The following is an 18,406-nucleotide window of genomic DNA, read 5'->3' on the forward strand; positions in this document are numbered from 1 at the left end:
ACGGGCCGCGATTGCTGCCAGAATCGAGGAATGGTGGAAACCTCGGCCCGGCTGCTGAAGCTGCTCTCGTTGCTGCAACTGCGCCGCGAATGGGCCAGCGCCGACCTCGCCGACCGGCTCGGCGTCGCCGTGCGCACGGTCCGCCGCGACGTCGACCGGCTGCGTACGCTCGGCTATCCGGTCGACGCCACGCCCGGCGTGTCCGGCGGCTACCGGCTCGGCTCCGGCGCAGCGATGCCGCCGCTGCTGCTGGACGACGAGGAGGCGGTGGCGGTCGCGGTCGGGCTGCGGACGGCCGCAGGCGGCTCCGTCACCGGCATCGAGGAGACGTCGGTGCGGGCGCTGGCCAAGCTGGAGCAGGTGCTGCCGACACGGCTGCGGCACCGGGTGACGGCGCTGTCGTCGGCGACGGTGCCGCTGCCGGTGGCCGGTCCGTCGGTCGACTCGGACGTGCTGACGGCGATCGCGGCCACCGTCCGCGACCACGAGCGCCTGCGCTTCGACTACGTCGGCCACGACGGTGGCTCGTCACGGCGCGACGTCGAGCCGCACCGGCTGGTCAACCGCGGCCGCCGCTGGTACCTCGTCGCCTGGGACGTCGGCCGGTCCGACTGGCGCACCTTCCGCGTCGACCGGATGACGCCGACGATCCCGACCGGGCCGCGGTTCGCGCCGCGCCCCGACCCCGGCGGCGACGTCGCCGACTTCGTCAACCGCGGGCTGGACCTCGCACTCTGGCGCTACCGCGCGACGCTGCGGCTGCACGCGCCGGCCGACGCCGTCGCCGGCAGCCTGCCGGCGACGATCACCGTCGAGCCGGAGAGCGAGCACACCTGCGTCATCCACACCGGCGCCGACACCTACGAGATGCTCGCCGTCTACACCGCCATGCTCGACGTCGACTTCGACGTGCTCGACCCGCCCGAGTTCGCCGTCCACCTGCGCCGGCTGGCCGCCCGCTACACGCGCGCCGCCGACTCGGCTACGCAGTTGTAGTCATACTTGTCTACAACTGCGTAGACTCGGAAGTATGACGACGACCATCCGGGTATCGCGCGAGGTGCACCAGCGGCTGACGAGATACGCCGCGGCGCACCACACGTCGCTCGCCGGCGCCATCGAGCGCGCGCTCGACGCGGAGGAGCGGGCCGCGTTCTGGGACGAGGTCCGAGCCACCATGGGGACCCGCGAGGGCGGCGGCGAGGTGCGCGGCGTCAGCGAGCGCTACGCCGGCTCGCTCAAGGACGGCCTCGATCCGGACGAGCGCTGGGACGACGTGCTGTGATGCGTGGCGACATCCACCTCTGCGATTTCGGCGACCCGATCGGGCACGAGCAGGGCTATCGGCGACCCGCCGTCACCGTCTCGTCCGATGGCTTCTCCGCCACCGGCCTGGCGATCGTGCTCCCGGTGACGCGTACCAAGCGCGACTACGCCACCTACGTCGAGCTCGAGGGCGCGCTGCCCGTCACCAGCTACGTGCAGTGCGAGCAGATCCGGCTGGTCTCGACGCAGCGGTTCATCAAGCACGTCGGCGTGGTCGACGACGTCGACATGCTACGGATCGAACGGATCCTGCGCCTGCTGCTGGAACTCTGAAGAGTAGAAGCGACGAGGGCGGCACCCCGGCTGGGGTACCGCCCTCGTACGCGTGGTGCTGGTGGTGCGGCCGGACTCAGAAGTCCATGCCGCCCATGCCACCGCTGGGGTCGGCGGGAGCGGCCGGGGTCTTCTCCGGCTTGTCCGCGACGACGGCCTCGGTGGTGAGGAACAGACCGGCGATGGACGCGGCGTTCTGCAGCGCCGACCGGGTCACCTTGACCGGGTCGTTGATGCCCTCGCCGAGCATGTCGACGTACTCACCGGTCGCCGCGTTCAGGCCCTGCCCGACCGGAAGGCTGCGCACCTTCTCGGCCACGACCCCGCCCTCGAGACCGGCGTTCACCGCGATCTGCTTCAGCGGCGCCTCGACGGCCACCTTCACGATGTTCGCACCGGTCGCCTCGTCGCCGTCGAGCTCCAGCTTCTCGAACGCCGCCGCACCGGCCTGGATCAGCGCCACGCCACCACCGGCGACGATGCCCTCCTCGACAGCCGCCTTGGCGTTGCGCACCGCGTCCTCGATGCGGTGCTTGCGCTCCTTCAGCTCGACCTCGGTCGCCGCGCCCGCCTTGATGACGGCCACGCCACCAGCCAGCTTGGCCAGCCGCTCCTGCAGCTTCTCGCGGTCGTAGTCCGAATCGGAGTTCTCGATCTCCGCGCGGATCTGCGACACCCGCCCGGCGATCTGCTCGGCGTCGCCGGCACCCTCGACGATCGTCGTCTCGTCCTTGGTCACCACGACCTTGCGAGCCTGCCCGAGCAGGTCGAGGGTCGCGTTCTCCAGCTTGAGGCCGACGGTCTCGCTGATGACCTGGCCACCGGTGAGGATGGCGATGTCCTGCAGCATGGCCTTGCGGCGGTCGCCGAAGCCCGGCGCCTTGACGGCGGTGGACTTGAAGGTGCCGCGGATCTTGTTGACGACCAGGGTGGCGAGCGCCTCGCCCTCGAGGTCCTCGGCGATGATCAGCAGCGGCTTGCCGCCCTGCATGACCTTCTCGAGCAGCGGCAGGAGGTCCTTGACGCTGGAGATCTTCGACTCGACCAGCAGCACGTAGGCGTCCTCGAGGACGGCCTCCTGGCGCTCCGGGTCGGTGACGAAGTAGCCCGAGATGTAGCCCTTGTCGAAGCGCATGCCCTCGGTGAGCTCGAGCTCGAGCCCGAAGGTGTTGCTCTCCTCGACAGTGATGACACCTTCCTTGCCGACCTTGTCCATCGCCTCGGCGATCAACTCACCGATCTGCGAGTCACCGGCCGAGATCGACGCGGTCGCGGCGATCTGCTCCTTCGTCTCCACCTCACGCGCCGTCGACAGCAGCTGCTCGGCGATGGCCTCGACGGCCCGCTCGATGCCCCGCTTCAGCGCGATCGGGTTCGCACCGGCCGCCACGTTGCGCAGGCCCTCACGGACCAGCGCCTGGGCCAGCACGGTCGCCGTCGTCGTGCCGTCACCGGCCACGTCATCGGTCTTCTTCGCGACCTCCTTGACCAGCTCGGCCCCGATCTTCTCCCACGGGTCCTCGAGCTCGATCTCCTTGGCGATCGACACACCGTCGTTGGTGATGGTGGGAGCGCCCCACTTCTTCTCCAACACGACGTTACGGCCCTTCGGGCCGAGAGTGACCCTGACGGCGTCAGCAAGAGAGTTCATGCCACGCTCGAGGCCACGCCGCGCCTCTTCGTCAAAGGCAATGATCTTTGGCATGGGTTCCTGGTCCTCCCATAGCGGGTGGAAGTTCCGGCTCGACGCCCGCGACGGACGACCGCCAGTTCCCGGCTCCTGTCACCGGGCCCCCGCGGCCTCGCCGATCCGAAGTCCTGTCACTCTCACCTCGAGAGTGCTAACAACGTGTTTAGCACTCTGCCATGGAGAGTGCAAGCGCCGCCCTATACCCCGTATACTCGCGGGCTGTGAGTTCCGAACCGGCCGTCCGGCGCATCTCCCGGCGGGGCCTGGCCTGGAGACTCGGCGTCACCGGAGTGGCTCTGGTGATCCTGACCATGGGCCAGCTCCAGGACACCAACGACTACTTCCCGCTCGGCTCGCTGTCGCAGTACGCCACTCCGCGCGACCTCGACGGCACCGTCCGGTCCGTCTACATGATGGCCGACACCGAGACCGGCGAGCGGGTGCGGGTGCCGCTCAACCCGCAGGGCGTCGGCGTCGGACGCGCCGACATCGAGTCCCAGCTGAACCGCATCGTCGACGACCCGTCGCTGCTGCAGGCCATCGCGAACTCCTGGTCCGAGCTGCACCCCGACGCCGACCCGTACGTCGCGCTCTACGTCATGCGCAGCACGTACCAGCTGAAGGACGGCATCCAGCAGGGCGAGCCCGAGATCGAGCAGCTGACGTCGTGGGAGGTGCAGCGGTGAGCCGCGCACTCGACGCCGGGCGCGCCGTCGTCGGCTGGTGGACCCGGCCGGTCCCGCTGGCCCGGGTGGCCGTGCTGCGGGTCGCGATCTACCTGTTCGTGCTCTACGACATCTTCCGGCTCACCAACGACGTCATCCCGATGGCGCACGCGCCGGAGCTGTACTACCCGACGTGGGTCGGCCGGGTGCTGCCGCTGCCGGAGCCGTCGCTGCCGCTGGCGCAGACGCTGCAGATCGTCATCGTCGTCGGCGCCCTGGTGGCGGCGACGGGCTTCCTGCCCCGCGTCGCCGGCTGGATCGTCGCCGTCGCGTACTTCCAGTGGATGGTGTTCAGCCAGGGCTACGGCTACGTCTCGCACGACCACCTGGCGCTGATGGTGGCGGTCGTCGTGCTGCCGACCATCGGCCAGGCCCGGTTCACCGACACCGACTCCAGCGAGTCGGCCGGCTGGGCGTTCCGCTGCATCCAGGTGTCGGTCATCGCGACCTACTTCGCGTCGGCCGTCGTCAAGTGGGTGCGCAGCGGTTCGCCGGCCACCTGGGCCAACGGCGCGGTGTTCATCTGGGCCATCATGCGGCGCGGCTCGGACCTCGTGCGCTGGACCACCGACTACCCGTGGCTGCTGATCATCGCCCAGTGGGGCCTGATCATCATCGAGTTCCTGTCGCCCGTGGTGCTGTGGCTCAAGGGCAAGGCGCTGTACCTGGCGGTCGTCACGTTCGCCGGCTTCCACCTGATGACCTACCTGGCGCTCGGCATCCACTTCCTGCCGACGGTCATCTGCTGGCTGGCGTTCCTGCCGCTGGAGCGGCTGGTGCCGGTGGCGCAGCGGCTCAGGGCGCGAGTGACGGCACCCGGCGGATCCCGAACCGCGTCCTGAGCGCCCGCTTGGCGGCGTTGAGGCCGCTCATGCCGTGCACCGCCGGGCCGGGCGGCGTCGACCCCGAGCAGAGGTAGACGCCGGGCACGGGGGTGGCGTAGGGGTTCCAGGACAGCGTGGGACGGGCGAAGATCTGCCACATGGTCATGGCGCCCGCGGCGATGTCGCCGTCGCGGTAGTTGGCGTTGTGGTCGGCCATCTTCGCCGCCGGGATGGTGTGCCGCTCGACGACGACGTCGCCGAAGCCGGGCGCGAACCGCTCGATCTGCGCCTGCACGGCGTCGCCGACGTCGACGGTGGAGCCGGCCGGCACGTGGGTGTACGTCCAGAACGGCCGCAGCCCGCCCACCTCGCGGGCGGGGTCGAACACCGCGGGGTCGGACGAGAGGATCATCGGCCGCTCGGCGTGCCGGCCGGCCTTGACCTCGGCCTCGGCCAGCGACATCTCCGCCAGCGTGCCGCCGACGTGGATGGTGCCGGCGCGGCCGACCTCGGGGTGTGCCCACGGCACCGGGCCGGAGAGCACGAAGTCGACCTTGGCGGCCGCGTTGCCGGCCTTGAACCGGTCGATGGCGCGGCGGTAGCGGGCCGGCAGCCGCTCGCCCAGGATGCCGGCGAGGGTCCACGGACTGGTGTCGAACAGGTAGGCGCGCGCCTTCGGCAGCTGGCTCATCGAGGTGACCTCGACGCCGCGGTGGACGCTGCCGCCGTGTGCCTCGAGGTCGGCCACCAGCGCGTCGATGATGGCCTGGCTGCCGCCGACCGGCAGCGGCCAGCCCGGCGAGTGCGCGAGCGCGCCCAGCGAGAGCGCCGTACCGGCCGCCGTCAGCGTGGGGATGGGGGTGATGGCGTGCGCGGCGACGCCCATCAGCAGCGCGGGCGCGACCTCGTCGGACCAGCGCAGCTTGCCCAGCCCGGTGCCCTGCTCGAGCAGCGACAGCCCGAACTGGGCCGCGGTCAGGAGGTCGGGCGGCAGGCTGCGGCGGTCGCCGAGGGCCAGCTCGACGACGGCCGGCGAGTGCTTCGCCAGCGGGCGCATGAGCCGCCGCCAGGCCCGGCCGTCGGGGCCCAGGCCCTCGACGGTGCGGTCGAGGTCGCGGTAGGCGATGCCGGCGCGCCCGCCGTCGAGCGGCTGGGCGTAGGAGACCTCGGGGTAGTTCAGCCGGACGCCGCGCGCGGTGAGGTCGAAGGCGCGGAAGAACGGCGACGCGGCGGCCATGGGGTGCACCGCCGAGCAGATGTCGTGGACGATGCCCGGCGCCAGGCCGAGGTCGAGGGTGCGTGCGCCGCCGCCGACGGTGCGCTGCGCCTCGTAGACCCGGACCTCGAGACCGGCCCGGGCCAGGACCACCGCCGCCGCCAGCCCATTCGGGCCGGACCCGACGACGACGGCGTCACACTGCTCGGACGCCTGCACGCCGCCATCCTACGACGGCGATCACTGCGAGGTGGGCGGTGGTGTCATCCGGTCGTCGTACATCAGCCGGCCGCTCGGCGTGACCTGCACGGAGGCGTCGCGCAGCAGCAGCTCGCGCAGCTCGTCGACGCTCATGGCGTTGAGCTCGGCGACGTACTCGAGCTGGTCGCCCAGCGCGTCGACGGCCTCCTGCCCGCTCATCGGGCTCGGCAGCACCTCGCCCTGGGCCTGCGCGGCGGCGTCGTCGCCGGGCGTCGAGGTGGAGGCCGGCGGCTGGGCGGACGGCACCGCCACGGAGCCGTCGTCGTCGCCGGAGTCGCGGGTCAGCCAGACCGCGAGCACCACGGCCAGCGCCACCACCACGACGGCGGCGGCCACGGCGAGCACGGTGCGGTTGCGGGGCTGCTGAGCGGTGTCGGACACGTCGGTTCCTCCTTCCTGAGTCTGACGCACGGGACGCGGCCGCGGTTTCGTGTGGGCGGCCCGCAAACGCGGACGGGGCCCGGGACCACGTAGGTCCCGGGCCCCGTCTCAGGGGTGCTGACGTCAGCTGGTCACGCTGCGCCGGGTGCGCGCGTACAGCGCACCACCCAGGCCGAGCAGCAGCAGGCCGGCCGTCAGGACGAGCGGGTTCATCGACGCGCCGGTGTCGGGCAGGTCGTCGCCGTCCTCCGTGCCGCCGTCGCCGCCGTCCTCGGAGCCGTTCTCGCCGCCGTCCTCGGAGCCCTCGTCGTCACCCGCGACGTCGACGGTGAAGGACACCGGCTCGGTCTGCGCCGAGGTGACGCCGTTGATCGTCTGGACCGCGGTGACGGTGCACTCACCGTTGGGGAGGTTCTGCTCGGGCGTGAACGTCCACGCGCCCTCGCCGTCGACCTCGGCCGTGCCGGCCCAGGTCTCCTCGCCGCAGGTGATACTCAGCTCGACGGACGCGCCCGCCAGGCCCTCGCCGGTGAACGTCGGCGTGGCCGTGGTGGCGGTGTCGCCGTCGACCGGCCGCACGATGGTCGGCGGGTCGACCGGGACCACGAGCGTCACCGACGCGGTCTCGGGCACCTCGATGGTGCCGACCGTCTGCTGAGCGGTGATCGTCGACTCGCCGTACGGCAGGTCGGCGGTCAGGACGATGCTCCAGGTGCCTTCGTCGTCGGTCGTGCCCTCGCCGACGACCTCGTCGCCGAGCGTGAGCGTGACCGTCGAGCCGGGCTCGGCCGAACCGGTGATCTCCACCGGCGACGGCTGGACCTCCTCGCCGCCCTCCGGCGAGATGATCGTGATCGGGTCGGCCTCGAACGGGGCGGCCGTACCGGACACCGTGTAGTTGCCCAGGCTGCCGTACTCGGTGTAGCCCGAGCCGTTGCTCGGCGTGTTCGCCGCCGGGTCGCCCTGGCCGGCGCCGCTGACCCGCACGTAGTACAGGCCGGTCTCCAGCTCGGTCTCGATCTGAGCGTCGAGGCCGGAGGCCGTGCGGTCGGTGGGCGAGCTGGCGAGGTCGGTCGCCGTCTCGGGGTTCGCCTCGGCGACCAGGTCACCAGCGGAGTCGATGAGCTCCAGGTTGATGTCCAGGTTCGCGCCGACGCTGGCGCCCTCGGCCGAGATGGTGACCGGGCCGCCACTGGTGACGAGCGAGAACACGTCGCGCTCGCCGGACTCCGAGATGATGCCCGCCTCGGTGAACTCGCCGGAGCCGTTGTCGAGCGCGGTGGCGTCGTCGAGCACGTCACCGTGGTCGTCGGCCGCGTACGCGGCCCGGCCGGCGTAGTAGAACTTCAGCGTCAGCTCGTCGCCGATCTCAGCGCACGGGTTGTCGGCCGGCCCGGCCGGCTTGTACGCGGAGTCACCGGGCTGCGGGTTGTTCGGGTCGGCGGCGTCGGTGCAGAAGATGTCGTTCCACATGACGTCGCCGTCGAACGCCGCGAACGTCTGCAGCGTGGTGTCGGCGGTGATCTCGGCGAGGTCGTCCTGGGTGTTCGTGGCGCCGGAGTAGTCGCCGGGCGACCACTGCGACAGCGGCGTCGACCACGGCGCGCCCATGATCGGGCCCCACAGCGAGGTGGGCTCGGCCAGGGTGTCGCCGTAGTACTCGTCGTCGCCGATGCCGTCGTGGCCGAGGTTCAGCGTGTGGCCGACCTCGTGCGACACGATGTTGCCGACGTCGGGGGCGTTGCTGTCGCGCGCGATGGGCGCGAAGATCATGGCCGGCGACAGGAACTCGTTGCCGAACCCGCCCACCCAGGCCCGCCCGCTGGCCTGGTCGGCCGGAGCGATGTCCGTGGTGTCGGTGATGACGGCCGTCATGCCGTACTCGCCGTCGTCCTCGGACGTCTTGTAGAGCGCGTCGGCGCCCGGGTCGGTGGTGGTGACGTTGACGTCGAAGGGCGCGTAGTCCTCCGCCACCCGCGCCCACACCTGGTACACGTAGTCCGCGTCGGAGGCGGCCGCGTTGGCGGACAGCTCGAACACGTCCTCCTCGTACGACCGGTTCCACTCGGTGTTCTGGACCGTCGCGCCGTCGAAGTCGAGGTAGACGGTGAACGCCGCGCCCGGCTTCGAGCCGCCCGCGGGGTCACCCGGGACGTCGGCCGCCGTGGACGGTTCGTCGGCGTGGCCGTCGGGAGCGTCGAACCGGTCGGTGTACGACAGCGTGCCGCTGTCGCCGACCATGGCCTGCCCGGTCTCGACCAGTTCCCGCACGGTGTCGACCGCCAGCTCGGCTCGGTCGGCGGCGACCTCGAGAGAGCGCTCCACGACCTCCTCGGACTTGAGATCGACCAGGTCGGTCAGGTCATCAGTGGCGTTTGCCGGCACGGCGCCGGCGAACGCGAGTGCGCCCGTCCCGGTCACCGCCACCGCGGCCAGCAGCCGCCGTGTGATTGTGCGATTCATTTGTTCATATCTCCTGAAGATTCAACGATTCTCAGGGCACATGCTCGCGGTACGTTAGCAGACCCGATTTTCCGGTTCGACCCCTCTCGCCGAGATCAGCTCACGAGCACCATGGGTCGGCGGTTAGGCTCTTGGGCATGCATCGCAAGGCGGCCCGGGGGCGCCGCAAAGCCTCCCGCCGGAACACTCCCCAGCCGGCGCCCAAGCGCAACGTCGCCGCCCTCATCGCGGGCGGCGTCGGTGAGTTCATGCTCACCGCGGGCGCCGTCGTGCTGTTGTTCGTGGTTTACACGCTGTGGGGCACCGGCATCCAGACGGCCAACGCTCAGGACGACCTGCGCGACCAACTCGGGCTCGACTCCGGGGTGGTCGAGAAGGACCCGATCCCGCTCGACCAGCTCGAGGTCGGCGACGCCTACGGCATCATCCGCATCCCCCGCTTCGGCGACGACTGGGAGTGGGTCATCGTCCAGGGCACCGAGGACTCCGACCTCAAGAACGGGCCCGGCCACTACCTCGACACCGTCGACCCCGGCCAGGTCGGGAACTTCTCCATCGCCGCGCACCGTTCCGGTCACGGCGAACCGTTCGCCCAGTTCCCCGAGCTGCAGGTCGGCGACATCATCGAGATCGAGACCGCCACCGGCACGTATCTCTACGAACTGGACAGCGCGCCGAACGGCGACCCCGACGGCAACAAGATCGGCATCCGCGACAGCTGGGTGGTCGACCCCGTGCCGGGCGAGAGCGCCGACACCGAGGCGACCGAACGGCGCATCACGCTCACCACGTGCTGGCCGCGGTGGGGCTCGTCACACCGTATGTACGCGACCGGCATCCTGATCGGCGGAGAGGAAGTCTAGACAGATGTACGCCTGGATCTGGCGGCACCTGCCGGGACCGTGGCCCCTTCGGCTGCTCATCTACCTGGTCCTCATCGCCGCGCTCGTCTACGCGCTGTTCATCTGGATCTTCCCGTGGGCGGAGGACGCCTTCAACATCAGCGAGGTCACCGTCGGCTGACGGTGACCTCGCCCGGAGCGCGGCGTCAGCCGCCGGCGACCGCCGGGATGACGGAGACCTTGGCGCCCGCCGGCGTCGGCGTCTTCAGGCCGTCGGAGAAGCGCACGTCGTCCTCGTTCACGTAGACGTTGACGAAGCGGCGGATCTGGCCGGTGTCGTCGAGGACGCGCGCGCCGATGCCCGGGTAGGCGGCGTCGAGCGCGCCCAGCACGTCGGCGAGCGTGGCACCCTCGGGCACGTCGACGCTGACGTCGGACTCGCCCTTGGTGTAGGTGCGCAGGATGGTCGGGACGCGTACGGCGACGCTCATGTTCAGCCTCCGTTGACGAGGCTGTGGAACGCCTCGGTAGTGGGTGCGATGGTGCCGGCGGGGCCGACCACGGACGAGACGGCGTCGAGCGTCTTGAGCCCGTCGCCGGTGTTGAAGATGACGGTCTCGGCGTCGGGGTCGAGCTTCCCCTCGCGCAGCAGCTTCGCCAGGACGGCGACGGTGACGCCGCCGGCGGTCTCGGCGAAGATGCCCTCGGTGCGGGCCAGCAGCCGGATGCCGTCGACCACCTCGGCGTCGCTGACGTCCTCGACCGCGCCGCCCGTGCGCCGCGCGACGTCGAGCACGTACGGCCCGTCGGCGGGGTTGCCGATGGCCAGCGACTTCGCGATGGTGTCGGGCCGCACTGGCTTGACGACGTCGTGGCCTTCCTTGAACGCCGTCGCCACCGGTGAGCAGCCCGTGGCCTGCGCGCCGAAGATGGCCGGCGCGTCGCTCTCGACCAGGCCGAGCTGGACCAGCTCGCGGAAGGACTTGTCGACCTTCGTCAGCTGCGAGCCGCTGGCCACCGGGATGACGACCTGCCTCGGCAGCCGCCAGCCCAGCTGCTCGGTGGTCTCGTAGCCGAGCGTCTTGGAGCCCTCGGCGTAGTAGGGCCGCACGTTGACGTTCACGAACGCCCAGTCGTCGTGCTCGCCGGCCAGCTCGGAGGCCAGCCGATTGACGTCGTCGTAGTTCCCCTCGACGGCGACCAGCGTGGTGCCGTAGACGGCGCTCGTGGTGATCTTCGGCTGCTCGAGGTTGCTCGGGATGAACACGTAGCTGGTGATACCGGCCCGCGCCGCCGCCGCGGCCACCGCGTTCGCCAGATTGCCCGTCGACGGGCAGGCCAGCACCTTGAAGCCCAGCTCGCGCGCCGCCGCCAGCGCGACCGCCACGACGCGGTCCTTGAACGAGTGCGTGGGGTTGGCGGCGTCGTTCTTGATCCAGAGGCGCTTCAGGCCCAGCTCGCGGGCCAGGTTGTCGGCGCGGACCAGCGGGGTGAAGCCCGGGTCGGTGTTGGGGATCTCGGTGACGGTCTCGGGGACCGGGAGGAGGTCGCGGTAGCGCCAGATGGAGCGCGGGCCGCTCTCGATGCGCTCGCGGGTGATCGTGCCGAAGTCGTAGGCCACTTCCAGTGGCCCGAAACACTCCATGCACGCGTAGAAGGGGCCCAGCTCGACGGTGGTGCCGCACTCACGACATGACAGGTGCGTGGCGCGCCCCAGGGAGGTGGTTCCGGTGACGGTCATGCTGCTGCGGATCCCTTCTCATCTCTCCCGCCCCGGGTCGGGCGGGCCGGAATTGGCACCGTCATCGCGCTGATCGACACGGACGGTTGCCGGAGCTTCGACGGGCCGGTCCCTCGGCTCCTCTGGATGAGGACAACTGGTTGTCACCATACGTGCGACTTTTGGATCCAGGCAGCCGCCATCCACGATGCGAGACGGATTTGTATCGCATCGTGGATGGTCACCCGAGTGGTCTGGCGTTCTCGGCCAGCCAGGCCGCCATGTCGGCGAGCTCACACGTCCCCTCCGCGACTTCGATCACGAAGTCGTAGGCCACGCCCTGGTCGACGTCGAGCAGACTCAGGCCGCTGTCGAGCAGGAAGACCGTCGTCGCGACCCAAGCCAGCCGCTTGTTGCCATCGATCAACGGGTGGCTGCGCGCCAAGGATTCCAGCAGCGCCGCAGCCTTGGTCGGCACATCTGGGTACGCATCGGCGCCGAACATCGACGCCTGCGGCCGATGAACGGCGGAGTCCAGCAGACCGAGATCGCGGACCTCTACGGGGTGGTCCAGGATCTCCTCAGCGACAGCCAGCACGTCCGCCAGGCTGAGGTAGCTGGTCACTCGGCAAGCCGGGCCAGCAACTCAGCGTGGCGCTCTTTGACCACTCGGGCGAGGCCGCGGACATGCTGGTCGCGGACGGAACGTTCGGCTCGCTCCAGGATCGCCAGCCGAGCGACCTCCTGCATGGACCGATGCTCGCGCTCGGCCTGTTGCCGCAGGATCTCGGTCTCTTCCTCGGTGAGCCGGAGTGTCATCGCCATACGGCCATGATACCGCCGTGATACCGCCTCAGTCGAGGGCGGCGAGCTCGCGCAGCAGTGCCTGCACCCCGGGCGGCCCGGGGACGACGACGTCGGCGGCGGCGCGGAGCTCGGCCGAGGCCTCCTCGGCGTCCGAGCAGACCACCAGCCCGACGAGGTCCGTCGAGGCGGCGAGGTCGCGCACCGCCGCGACCGCGGGGAGGTCACCGAGGTCGTCGCCGGCGTAGAGGACGGCGGTGGCGCCGGTCTCGGCCACCAGCGACCGGATCGCCATCCCCTTGTCGACGCCCACCGGCCGCAACTCCAGCACGAACCGCCCGGGCGTCACCTGCAGGCCGGCCTCGGCCGCGACGGCGTCGGCGTGCGGGCGCAGCTCGGCCAGCGCCGCCGCGGGGTCCGGCGCGGACCGGGTGTGCAGCGCGACGGAGTGGTGCTTGTCCTCGACGGTGACGCCGGGCCGGGCGGCGGCCAGCTCGGCCACCCGCCGCCGGGCGAGGTCGACGCCGTCGTCGCTGTCGGGGGTGGCCAGGGCGCCGTCGGACCAGCGTTGCAGCCCGTAGTGCCCGAGCACGACCAGGCCGGGCACGCCGGACAGCCCGCCCAGCCGGACGGCGTCGGCGGCGGGCCGGCCGGTCACGACGGCGACCCGCGCGACCCGCGCCGCGACCGCCGTCAGCACGTCCGCCGTCCCCGGCAGCGCGACGGCGGCGGCGGGGTCGGGCACGATCGGCGACAGGACGCCGTCGAAGTCGAGCGCGACGAGGGTGCGGCCCAGCCGGCCGGACAACCGCCGCAGCTCGGGCGTCACTGCGACTCGACCTCGTCGAGGTAGTCGTCGGCCAGCACGATGACCAGCCGGGTGTCGTTGAACGGCTCGACGTTCGGCATGACGCGCCCGATCTCCGGGAACTGCGCCACCAGCGCGTCGGCCGCCTCTTCCATGCCCTCGGGCACGTAGACCGTGGTCTCGGGGACGTTGCCGGTGAAGCCGCTCATCGCGGCGACCTCCCAGCCGCCCTCCTCGAACCGCTCGCTGGCCCGCTCCTCGAGGCCGTCCTCGTCGGTCTGGTTCAGCACGCCGAGCGGCTCGCGGACCTCGGGGTCGGCGGTGACGGGGCCGGTCGGCTCTTCCGTCGGCGCCTCGGTGGGCGGGGGCTCGGTGGCCGGCGGCTCCGTGGGCGGCGGCTCGGTGGCGGGCGGCTCCTCGACGGTCTCGCCAGCCGCGGCGTCGTCGTCGGAGGAGTTGTCGCCGGTGTCGTCGCCGAAGTACCAGAGCAGCGCCAGCACGACCGCCACGGTGCCGGCGAGCGCGACGAGCGACGGCCAGAGCCGCTGGAGTCGGTCACTCATCGTCACAGGATCAGGAGCGTACGCCACGCGGCGCGACGGATGCGAGACACCGGGGTGTGTCTGCGCCTCTGGCTTCCTTGATCAAGATCAGCGACACTGTCGTATGGACTGCCGCGGCCGCTCATGCCTCCGCAGCGAGCGGGCGTCCCGACCGCGTGCGCAGCCGCCGCGCGCGCTGCCGTCGCAACCGGCGCACCAGCAGGGGGTCGTGCGCCAGCGCCTCGGGACGATCGATGAGCGCGTTCAGCACCTGGTAGTAGCGCGTGGCGGACATTCCGAGCTCGCTGCGCACGGCTTGTTCCTTGGCGCCTGGGTACTTCCACCAGCGGTGCTCGAAGTCGAGGATCCTGCGCTCGTGGTCGTCCATAGCAGCCATCGTAGGCAAGGGCTGTGACAACCATGCATCACAACTCGGTTACCGTTGTCGGCACGAGGAGGCCCCATTTGTCCACGACTGGAACGAGTAGTTTCGTCGTAGTCGCCAATCGGCTGCCGGTCGATCGGGTGACGGCTGCCGATGGCACGACCACCTGGCGCAGGAGCCCCGGAGGACTGGTCACCGCCTTGGCGCCGGTCATGCGCGCCTACGACGGCGCGTGGGTGGGCTGGACCGGCTCACCCGACGACGCGCCGCCGCCGTTCTCGACCGACGACATGGACCTCGTGCCCGTCCCGCTGTCGGGCGAGGAGATCGCCCTCTACTACGAGGGGTTCTCCAACGCCACGCTGTGGCCGCTCTACCACGACGTCATCGTCCAGCCCGAGTACCACCGCGAGTGGTGGGACGCCTACCGCACCGTCAACCAGCGCTTCGCCCGCGCCGCGGCCGAGGTGGCCGCCGAGAACGCGGTCGTGTTCATCCAGGACTACCAGCTGCAGCTGGTGCCGAAGCTGCTGCGCGAGCTGCGGCCCGACCTCAAGATCGGCTTCTTCCTGCACATCCCGTTCCCGCCCACCGAGCTGTTCGCCCAGCTGCCGTGGCGGCGGCAGATCCTCGAAGGGCTGCTCGGCGCCGACCTCGTCGGGTTCCAGCGGGCCGGCGCGGCCAGCAACTTCGAGGCGCTGGCCGAGACGTTCGCGTCGGCGACCCTGGTCGACGAGACCCTCGTGCTCGAGGGCGGCCGTGAGGTGCTGGCCCGCTCGTTCCCCATCTCCATCGAGGTGGAAGAGGTGGCCAGGCTGGCCGACGATCCCGACGTGCGGCAGCGGGCCGCGACCGTCCGCGAGGAGGTCGGCTCGCCGAAGTACATCCTGCTCGGCGTCGACCGCCTCGACTACACGAAGGGCATCGGGCACCGGCTCAAGGCCTTCGGCGAGCTGCTCGCCCAGGGCGCCATCACGCCCGAGGAGGCGGTGCTGGTGCAGGTGGCCACGCCCAGCCGCGAGCGGGTCGAGGCCTACCAGACGCTGCGCGACGACGTCGAGCTGGCGGTCGGGCGCATCAACGGCGACTACGGCCGCATCGGGCACCCCGCGGTGCACTACCTGCACTCGTCCTACGACCGCTCCGAGCTGGTCTCACTGCTGCTGGCCGCCGACGTCATGGTGGTGACGCCGCTGCGCGACGGCATGAACCTCGTCGCGAAGGAGTACGTCAGCGCCCGGTCCGACCTGCGCGGCGCCCTGGTGCTCTCGGAGTTCGCCGGCGCCGCCGACGAGATGGGCGACGGCGCGTTCCTGGTCAACCCGCACGACATCGACGGCCTCAAGCGGACCATGCTGGCCGCCATGCGCATCGCTCCCGACGAGGCCGAGCAGCGGATGAAGCTGCTGCGCGACCACGTCCTCAGTCACGACATCGGCCGCTGGGCCACCGAGATCCTCACCGCGCTGCGGGCGATCTGAACCCCGCGTCAGCGCCGGTCGTCGCCCGGGTCAGGGTCGACCTCGCGGTAGGCCAGCCAGGCCTGCGTGTCCGCGGCGTCGACCGGCTCGGCGACGGACGCCGGCTCGGCCAGCGCGGCCAGCCGCTGCTCGGCCGCCTCGACGTTGCGCAGCTCCAGCTGTGCGACGGCCATGAGGTCGCGCAGGCCCTCGGCGCCGAAGCGATCGCGCACGTTCATCACCGCGGTGGTCACCATGGGGTCGACTTCGGGGGTCTGGGGCTGCAGTCGAGGGTCCATCGAGATCACTCCTGGGAACGTTTGACTGAGAGTCGGGACGTACCGTAACCCGGACCGGCCCCCTGACGAGCGGCACCCCTGGTCCGGAGTGTCACGGCGGGCCGCCGTGACAGGATCGCGCGGCATCGACGATGATGAGGTCTGCACAGGCCAGAGTGACACGGGGGTGACGTCCGGCCTGCCCGGAGTTCACAACGTTACGGTGGTCGATTGCTCCCACGACGGTTCGCCCTCGTCCGCCACGTCGACTACACCGGTGTGTCCGGGGTCGGGGTGGTGGCCTACGGCGTGGTGTTCTCCGACGGCCACGTAGCGCTGCGCTGGGCGTCGGCGCACCCCGCCACCAGCCTGTGGGGATCGATGGACGACCTCGTCGCCGTCCACGGCCACGGCGAGGCCACCAGCATCGAGTGGCTCGACCCCGCCACCGACCCGTTCGCCCAGCCCGCCGCGTCCCGGGGCGCCGGACGGCGGGCGCGGCGGGTGCAGCCCAGCGCCGTCCTCCCGGAGCCGGTGGTCGAGCCCGACGTCACCCGCGAGACGCGCCCGATCGAGTACGAGCCCCACACCGAGCCGTCCGCGCCGGAGCCGTCGCCGCCGGACCCCGAACCGGTGGACGCGCGGCCCGAGCCGGCGGCCCCGGCCCTCGACCCGGCCCCGGCACCCGACCCGGCCCCCGAGCCGCCCGCCGTCCGCCCGGAGCCCGGCCGCCCCGACGGCGTCCGCCCCGGCCTGCTGGGCCCCGGCCTCCCCCACCCCGAGCCGCTGCGGCCCCTGGCCACGCCCGTCCAGCCCGATCCGGCCGCCCCGTCCACGCCGGCCACCCCAACTGACGCCGTCCCGCCGCCACCGCCACCGGGTGACCCCGCGGGCGCCAACGGCGTCCGACCCGGGCACCTGCGGTTACCGGCCCAGCGGGGGGCCGGTCGGCACCGCCGCAGCACACCTCCGACACAATCGAGAGCGACCCTCCACATCGAGAGCGACGGATCATGACCGACGGCGCGGACCGCGACGACACCACCCGCCGCTGGCCGCGCAGCGTCTACGAGGCCGGCAGCGAGCCCGATCCCCGGTTCACGTTCGCCAACGAGCGGACCTTCCTGGCCTGGATCCGCACGGCCCTGGCGCTGCTGGCGGCCGGCATCGCGCTGGAGGCGCTGGAGATCCCCGACCGCACCGCGCTGCGGCTGGTGCTGGTGGTGGCGCTGTCGGTGCTCGGCGCCACCTGCAGTGTCATGGCGTTCTTCCGGTGGGCCCGGGCGGAGCGGGCGCTGCGCGAGTCGCGGCCGCTGCCGTCGCCCGCGCTGGCGCCGGTGCTGGCGTTCGGGCTGGCCGTAGCGGCCATCGTCATCGTCGTCGTGCTCGTCGCTCCCTGACGATGGCCGAGCGGACCTACGACCACGGCGCGCAGAACGAGCGGACGGCGCTGGCGTGGACCCGCACGGCGCTCGCCCTCCTGGTCGGCGTCGTCCTCGCCACGCGGCTGGCGGCCGAGCCGCTCGGCCCGGCCGCGGTGGTGTTCGGGCTGGTGGTGGCGCCGGTCGCGGTGGCCGTCCTGCTGCTGGCGCGGCGGCGCTACCGGCGCTCGCACGAGGCGCTGCACGCCGACCGCGCCCTGCCCGACGGCAAGCTGCCGGCGCTGGTCGCGCTGGTCACGCTGCTGCTGGCGGTCCTGGAGATCGCCTACGCGCTCGGCTGAGGCATCAAGGCGTCGTCAGACGAGGATCACCTGGAGCCCAGCCACGCCGTCGGGGAAGCCTTGGTCCTGGGTCACGATGGGCCATCCATGAGCGATCGCGGTCGCGGCGATCCAGGAGTCGTTCACACCCATCTTGGCGCCTTCACCCTTGAGCCGCTGCCGCAACAATGCCCAGGCCGCTGCCACCTGGTCGTCGATGGCGATCGGCTCGAACCGCTGAGCCGCGTTGAGTGTGTCGAGACGACGCGATCTGGTCTCGTCGTCGGGCGCCATGAGGACGCCCCATCGCAACTCGCCGATCGTCACGGCACTCACGGCGCCCTCGAGCGGGATGCCCCGCGCGTCGATCGGACGGCCGGACTCACGCGCGATGAAGATCGAGGTGTCGAGCAGCCCGACCGTCACGTCTGCCACGGGTCGTCCAGGTCATCGGTCGTCTCGGGCATGGCCGTGTCGAGCTGCCGCCCCAGCGCGCTGTCGGCCTGCGGCAGCGTGGCAAGCAACTCGCGGACGGGCAGGGTGCGGGGCCGGCCCTGCCGGGGAATCAGCAGAGCCACCGGCCGCTCGTTGACCGTGACCTCGAGCGTCTCCCCGGCCTCGACGCGCCGCAAGACCTCACTGACATGGTTGCGGAGGTCGCGGACCGGAATCCTTGCAGGCTCACCCATACGTCGACCGTAGCACA

Annotated in this window: 25 protein-coding genes and 1 riboswitch; of the genes, 11 read left to right on the top strand and 14 right to left on the bottom strand. The window is 71.4% G+C overall.

The window, feature by feature from the left end; genetic code table 11:
- The first annotated feature begins 30 nt into the window (after nt 1-30).
- The 3 genes from BLU82_RS26330 to BLU82_RS26340 are packed head-to-tail and all read left to right on the top strand — an operon-like array spanning nt 31 to nt 1,599.
- Nucleotides 31-996, top strand: a complete 966-nt coding sequence (locus tag BLU82_RS26330; protein ID WP_092623910.1) for a YafY family protein — start codon at nt 31-33, stop codon at nt 994-996.
- Between the two features lie 34 nt (nt 997-1,030).
- Nucleotides 1,031-1,285 carry a hypothetical protein gene (locus BLU82_RS26335; RefSeq protein WP_157741275.1) on the top strand — a complete coding sequence of 85 codons (255 nt, stop codon included), beginning with the start codon at nt 1,031-1,033 and terminating at the stop codon, nt 1,283-1,285.
- Nucleotides 1,285-1,599 carry a type II toxin-antitoxin system PemK/MazF family toxin gene (locus tag BLU82_RS26340; protein ID WP_092626322.1) on the top strand — a complete coding sequence of 105 codons (315 nt, stop codon included), beginning with the start codon at nt 1,285-1,287 and terminating at the stop codon, nt 1,597-1,599. The genes BLU82_RS26335 and BLU82_RS26340 overlap by 1 nt, the downstream gene beginning before the upstream one ends.
- A 76-nt stretch (nt 1,600-1,675) precedes the next feature.
- Here the strand turns inward: BLU82_RS26340 and groL are convergent, their stop codons facing one another.
- Nucleotides 1,676-3,304 carry a chaperonin GroEL gene (groL, locus tag BLU82_RS26345; RefSeq protein WP_092623912.1) on the bottom strand — a complete coding sequence of 543 codons (1,629 nt, stop codon included), beginning with the start codon at nt 3,302-3,304 and terminating at the stop codon, nt 1,676-1,678.
- Between the two features lie 206 nt (nt 3,305-3,510).
- Between groL and BLU82_RS26350 the strand changes: the two genes are divergently transcribed.
- Both BLU82_RS26350 and BLU82_RS26355 read left to right on the top strand, forming a co-directional pair.
- Nucleotides 3,511-3,975, top strand: a complete 465-nt coding sequence (locus BLU82_RS26350) for a hypothetical protein (RefSeq protein WP_157741276.1) — start codon at nt 3,511-3,513, stop codon at nt 3,973-3,975.
- Nucleotides 3,972-4,856, top strand: a complete 885-nt coding sequence (locus BLU82_RS26355; RefSeq protein WP_197682491.1) for a hypothetical protein — start codon at nt 3,972-3,974, stop codon at nt 4,854-4,856. Before BLU82_RS26350 ends, BLU82_RS26355 begins: the two co-directional genes overlap by 4 nt.
- Here BLU82_RS26355 and BLU82_RS26360 read toward each other — a convergent pair.
- From BLU82_RS26360 to BLU82_RS26370, 3 genes are all read right to left on the bottom strand, one after another.
- The gene (locus tag BLU82_RS26360) at nt 4,810-6,273 is read right to left on the bottom strand and encodes an NAD(P)/FAD-dependent oxidoreductase (RefSeq protein WP_092623915.1); all 1,464 of its coding nucleotides are present in this window, start codon (nt 6,271-6,273) and stop codon (nt 4,810-4,812) included. The genes BLU82_RS26355 and BLU82_RS26360 overlap by 47 nt on opposite strands.
- Before the next feature lie 21 nt (nt 6,274-6,294).
- Nucleotides 6,295-6,696: a hypothetical protein gene (locus BLU82_RS26365; protein ID WP_092623916.1), complete on the bottom strand. Its 402-nt coding sequence runs from the start codon at nt 6,694-6,696 to the stop codon at nt 6,295-6,297.
- Between the two features lie 123 nt (nt 6,697-6,819).
- Nucleotides 6,820-9,159, bottom strand: coding sequence for an Ig-like domain-containing protein (locus tag BLU82_RS26370; RefSeq protein WP_092623917.1), 2,340 nt, complete (start codon nt 9,157-9,159; stop codon nt 6,820-6,822).
- Between the two features lie 137 nt (nt 9,160-9,296).
- Between BLU82_RS26370 and BLU82_RS26375 the strand changes: the two genes are divergently transcribed.
- Nucleotides 9,297-10,022, top strand: coding sequence for a class E sortase (locus BLU82_RS26375; RefSeq protein WP_092623918.1), 726 nt, complete (start codon nt 9,297-9,299; stop codon nt 10,020-10,022).
- Nucleotides 10,023-10,026: 4 nt separating this feature from the next.
- A complete protein-coding gene (locus BLU82_RS34845; protein ID WP_092623919.1) occupies nt 10,027-10,182 on the top strand; it encodes a hypothetical protein in 156 nt (51 codons plus the stop codon).
- 25 nt (nt 10,183-10,207) lie between these two features.
- Here the strand turns inward: BLU82_RS34845 and BLU82_RS26385 are convergent, their stop codons facing one another.
- The 7 genes from BLU82_RS26385 to BLU82_RS26415 form a co-directional block, all read right to left on the bottom strand.
- Entirely contained in the window at nt 10,208-10,492 is a 285-nt protein-coding gene (locus tag BLU82_RS26385; protein WP_092623920.1) for a ubiquitin-like small modifier protein 1, read from the bottom strand.
- A 2-nt stretch (nt 10,493-10,494) separates the two neighbouring features.
- Nucleotides 10,495-11,742, bottom strand: a complete 1,248-nt coding sequence (gene thrC / locus BLU82_RS26390; protein WP_092623921.1) for a threonine synthase — start codon at nt 11,740-11,742, stop codon at nt 10,495-10,497.
- Nucleotides 11,743-11,757: 15 nt separating this feature from the next.
- Nucleotides 11,758-11,875, bottom strand: a riboswitch (SAM riboswitch).
- Between the two features lie 87 nt (nt 11,876-11,962).
- Nucleotides 11,963-12,346 (bottom strand): type II toxin-antitoxin system death-on-curing family toxin, encoded by a 384-nt coding sequence (locus BLU82_RS26395; protein ID WP_092623922.1) that lies wholly within the window; start codon nt 12,344-12,346, stop codon nt 11,963-11,965.
- Nucleotides 12,343-12,546, bottom strand: coding sequence for a ribbon-helix-helix protein, CopG family (locus BLU82_RS26400; protein WP_092623923.1), 204 nt, complete (start codon nt 12,544-12,546; stop codon nt 12,343-12,345). The genes BLU82_RS26395 and BLU82_RS26400 overlap by 4 nt, the downstream gene beginning before the upstream one ends.
- A gap of 28 nt (nt 12,547-12,574) precedes the next feature.
- Complete coding sequence (otsB, locus tag BLU82_RS26405) at nt 12,575-13,354, bottom strand: trehalose-phosphatase (protein ID WP_092623924.1); 780 nt, start codon at nt 13,352-13,354, stop codon at nt 12,575-12,577.
- Nucleotides 13,351-13,896: a LytR C-terminal domain-containing protein gene (locus tag BLU82_RS26410; protein ID WP_092623925.1), complete on the bottom strand. Its 546-nt coding sequence runs from the start codon at nt 13,894-13,896 to the stop codon at nt 13,351-13,353. Before BLU82_RS26410 ends, otsB begins: the two co-directional genes overlap by 4 nt.
- Nucleotides 13,897-14,017: 121 nt before the next feature.
- A complete protein-coding gene (locus BLU82_RS26415) occupies nt 14,018-14,272 on the bottom strand; it encodes a DUF3263 domain-containing protein (protein WP_092623926.1) in 255 nt (84 codons plus the stop codon).
- A gap of 23 nt (nt 14,273-14,295) precedes the next feature.
- Here BLU82_RS26415 and BLU82_RS26420 point away from each other — a divergent pair, with 23 nt between their 5' ends.
- Nucleotides 14,296-15,741, top strand: a complete 1,446-nt coding sequence (locus tag BLU82_RS26420; RefSeq protein WP_092623927.1) for a trehalose-6-phosphate synthase — start codon at nt 14,296-14,298, stop codon at nt 15,739-15,741.
- Between the two features lie 8 nt (nt 15,742-15,749).
- On the opposite strand, the gene BLU82_RS26425 is transcribed toward BLU82_RS26420, so the two are convergent.
- Complete coding sequence (locus tag BLU82_RS26425) at nt 15,750-16,019, bottom strand: hypothetical protein (RefSeq protein ID WP_157741277.1); 270 nt, start codon at nt 16,017-16,019, stop codon at nt 15,750-15,752.
- Nucleotides 16,020-16,229: 210 nt separating this feature from the next.
- On the opposite strand from BLU82_RS26425, the gene BLU82_RS35325 reads away from it, so the two are divergent.
- The 3 genes from BLU82_RS35325 to BLU82_RS26440 are packed head-to-tail and all read left to right on the top strand — an operon-like array spanning nt 16,230 to nt 17,721.
- Complete coding sequence (locus BLU82_RS35325; RefSeq protein ID WP_197682492.1) at nt 16,230-17,015, top strand: hypothetical protein; 786 nt, start codon at nt 16,230-16,232, stop codon at nt 17,013-17,015.
- Complete coding sequence (locus tag BLU82_RS26435; protein WP_069108876.1) at nt 17,012-17,398, top strand: YidH family protein; 387 nt, start codon at nt 17,012-17,014, stop codon at nt 17,396-17,398. Before BLU82_RS35325 ends, BLU82_RS26435 begins: the two co-directional genes overlap by 4 nt.
- A 2-nt stretch (nt 17,399-17,400) precedes the next feature.
- Nucleotides 17,401-17,721, top strand: a complete 321-nt coding sequence (locus BLU82_RS26440) for a DUF202 domain-containing protein (protein ID WP_092623929.1) — start codon at nt 17,401-17,403, stop codon at nt 17,719-17,721.
- 15 nt (nt 17,722-17,736) lie between these two features.
- Here BLU82_RS26440 and BLU82_RS26445 read toward each other — a convergent pair whose 3' ends face one another.
- Both BLU82_RS26445 and BLU82_RS26450 read right to left on the bottom strand, forming a co-directional pair.
- Entirely contained in the window at nt 17,737-18,126 is a 390-nt protein-coding gene (locus BLU82_RS26445) for a type II toxin-antitoxin system VapC family toxin (protein WP_092623930.1), read from the bottom strand.
- Entirely contained in the window at nt 18,123-18,389 is a 267-nt protein-coding gene (locus BLU82_RS26450) for a type II toxin-antitoxin system Phd/YefM family antitoxin (protein WP_172885707.1), read from the bottom strand. The genes BLU82_RS26445 and BLU82_RS26450 overlap by 4 nt, the downstream gene beginning before the upstream one ends.
- Nucleotides 18,390-18,406 lie beyond the last annotated feature (17 nt).

The organism is Jiangella sp. DSM 45060 (assembly GCF_900105175.1).
Lineage (GTDB): Bacteria > Actinomycetota > Actinomycetes > Jiangellales > Jiangellaceae > Jiangella.

Excerpts from the sequence above, each read along its gene's own strand:
- BLU82_RS26330 (WP_092623910.1), top strand. The coding sequence starts at position 31 with ATGGTGGAAACCTCGGCCCGGCTGCTGAAGCTGCTCTCGTTGCTGCAA.
- BLU82_RS26335 (WP_157741275.1), top strand. The coding sequence starts at position 1,031 with ATGACGACGACCATCCGGGTATCGCGCGAGGTGCACCAGCGGCTGACG.
- BLU82_RS26340 (WP_092626322.1), top strand. The coding sequence starts at position 1,285 with ATGCGTGGCGACATCCACCTCTGCGATTTCGGCGACCCGATCGGGCAC.
- groL (WP_092623912.1), bottom strand. The coding sequence starts at position 3,304 with ATGCCAAAGATCATTGCCTTTGACGAAGAGGCGCGGCGTGGCCTCGAG.
- BLU82_RS26370 (WP_092623917.1), bottom strand. The coding sequence starts at position 9,159 with ATGAATCGCACAATCACACGGCGGCTGCTGGCCGCGGTGGCGGTGACC.
- BLU82_RS26375 (WP_092623918.1), top strand. The coding sequence starts at position 9,297 with ATGCATCGCAAGGCGGCCCGGGGGCGCCGCAAAGCCTCCCGCCGGAAC.
- BLU82_RS34845 (WP_092623919.1), top strand. The coding sequence starts at position 10,027 with ATGTACGCCTGGATCTGGCGGCACCTGCCGGGACCGTGGCCCCTTCGG.
- BLU82_RS26385 (WP_092623920.1), bottom strand. The coding sequence starts at position 10,492 with ATGAGCGTCGCCGTACGCGTCCCGACCATCCTGCGCACCTACACCAAG.
- thrC (WP_092623921.1), bottom strand. The coding sequence starts at position 11,742 with ATGACCGTCACCGGAACCACCTCCCTGGGGCGCGCCACGCACCTGTCA.
- BLU82_RS26400 (WP_092623923.1), bottom strand. The coding sequence starts at position 12,546 with ATGGCGATGACACTCCGGCTCACCGAGGAAGAGACCGAGATCCTGCGG.
- BLU82_RS26410 (WP_092623925.1), bottom strand. The coding sequence starts at position 13,896 with ATGAGTGACCGACTCCAGCGGCTCTGGCCGTCGCTCGTCGCGCTCGCC.
- BLU82_RS26415 (WP_092623926.1), bottom strand. The coding sequence starts at position 14,272 with ATGGCTGCTATGGACGACCACGAGCGCAGGATCCTCGACTTCGAGCAC.
- BLU82_RS26420 (WP_092623927.1), top strand. The coding sequence starts at position 14,296 with ATGCATCACAACTCGGTTACCGTTGTCGGCACGAGGAGGCCCCATTTG.
- BLU82_RS26425 (WP_157741277.1), bottom strand. The coding sequence starts at position 16,019 with ATGGACCCTCGACTGCAGCCCCAGACCCCCGAAGTCGACCCCATGGTG.
- BLU82_RS26435 (WP_069108876.1), top strand. The coding sequence starts at position 17,012 with ATGACCGACGGCGCGGACCGCGACGACACCACCCGCCGCTGGCCGCGC.
- BLU82_RS26440 (WP_092623929.1), top strand. The coding sequence starts at position 17,401 with ATGGCCGAGCGGACCTACGACCACGGCGCGCAGAACGAGCGGACGGCG.
- BLU82_RS26450 (WP_172885707.1), bottom strand. The coding sequence starts at position 18,389 with ATGGGTGAGCCTGCAAGGATTCCGGTCCGCGACCTCCGCAACCATGTC.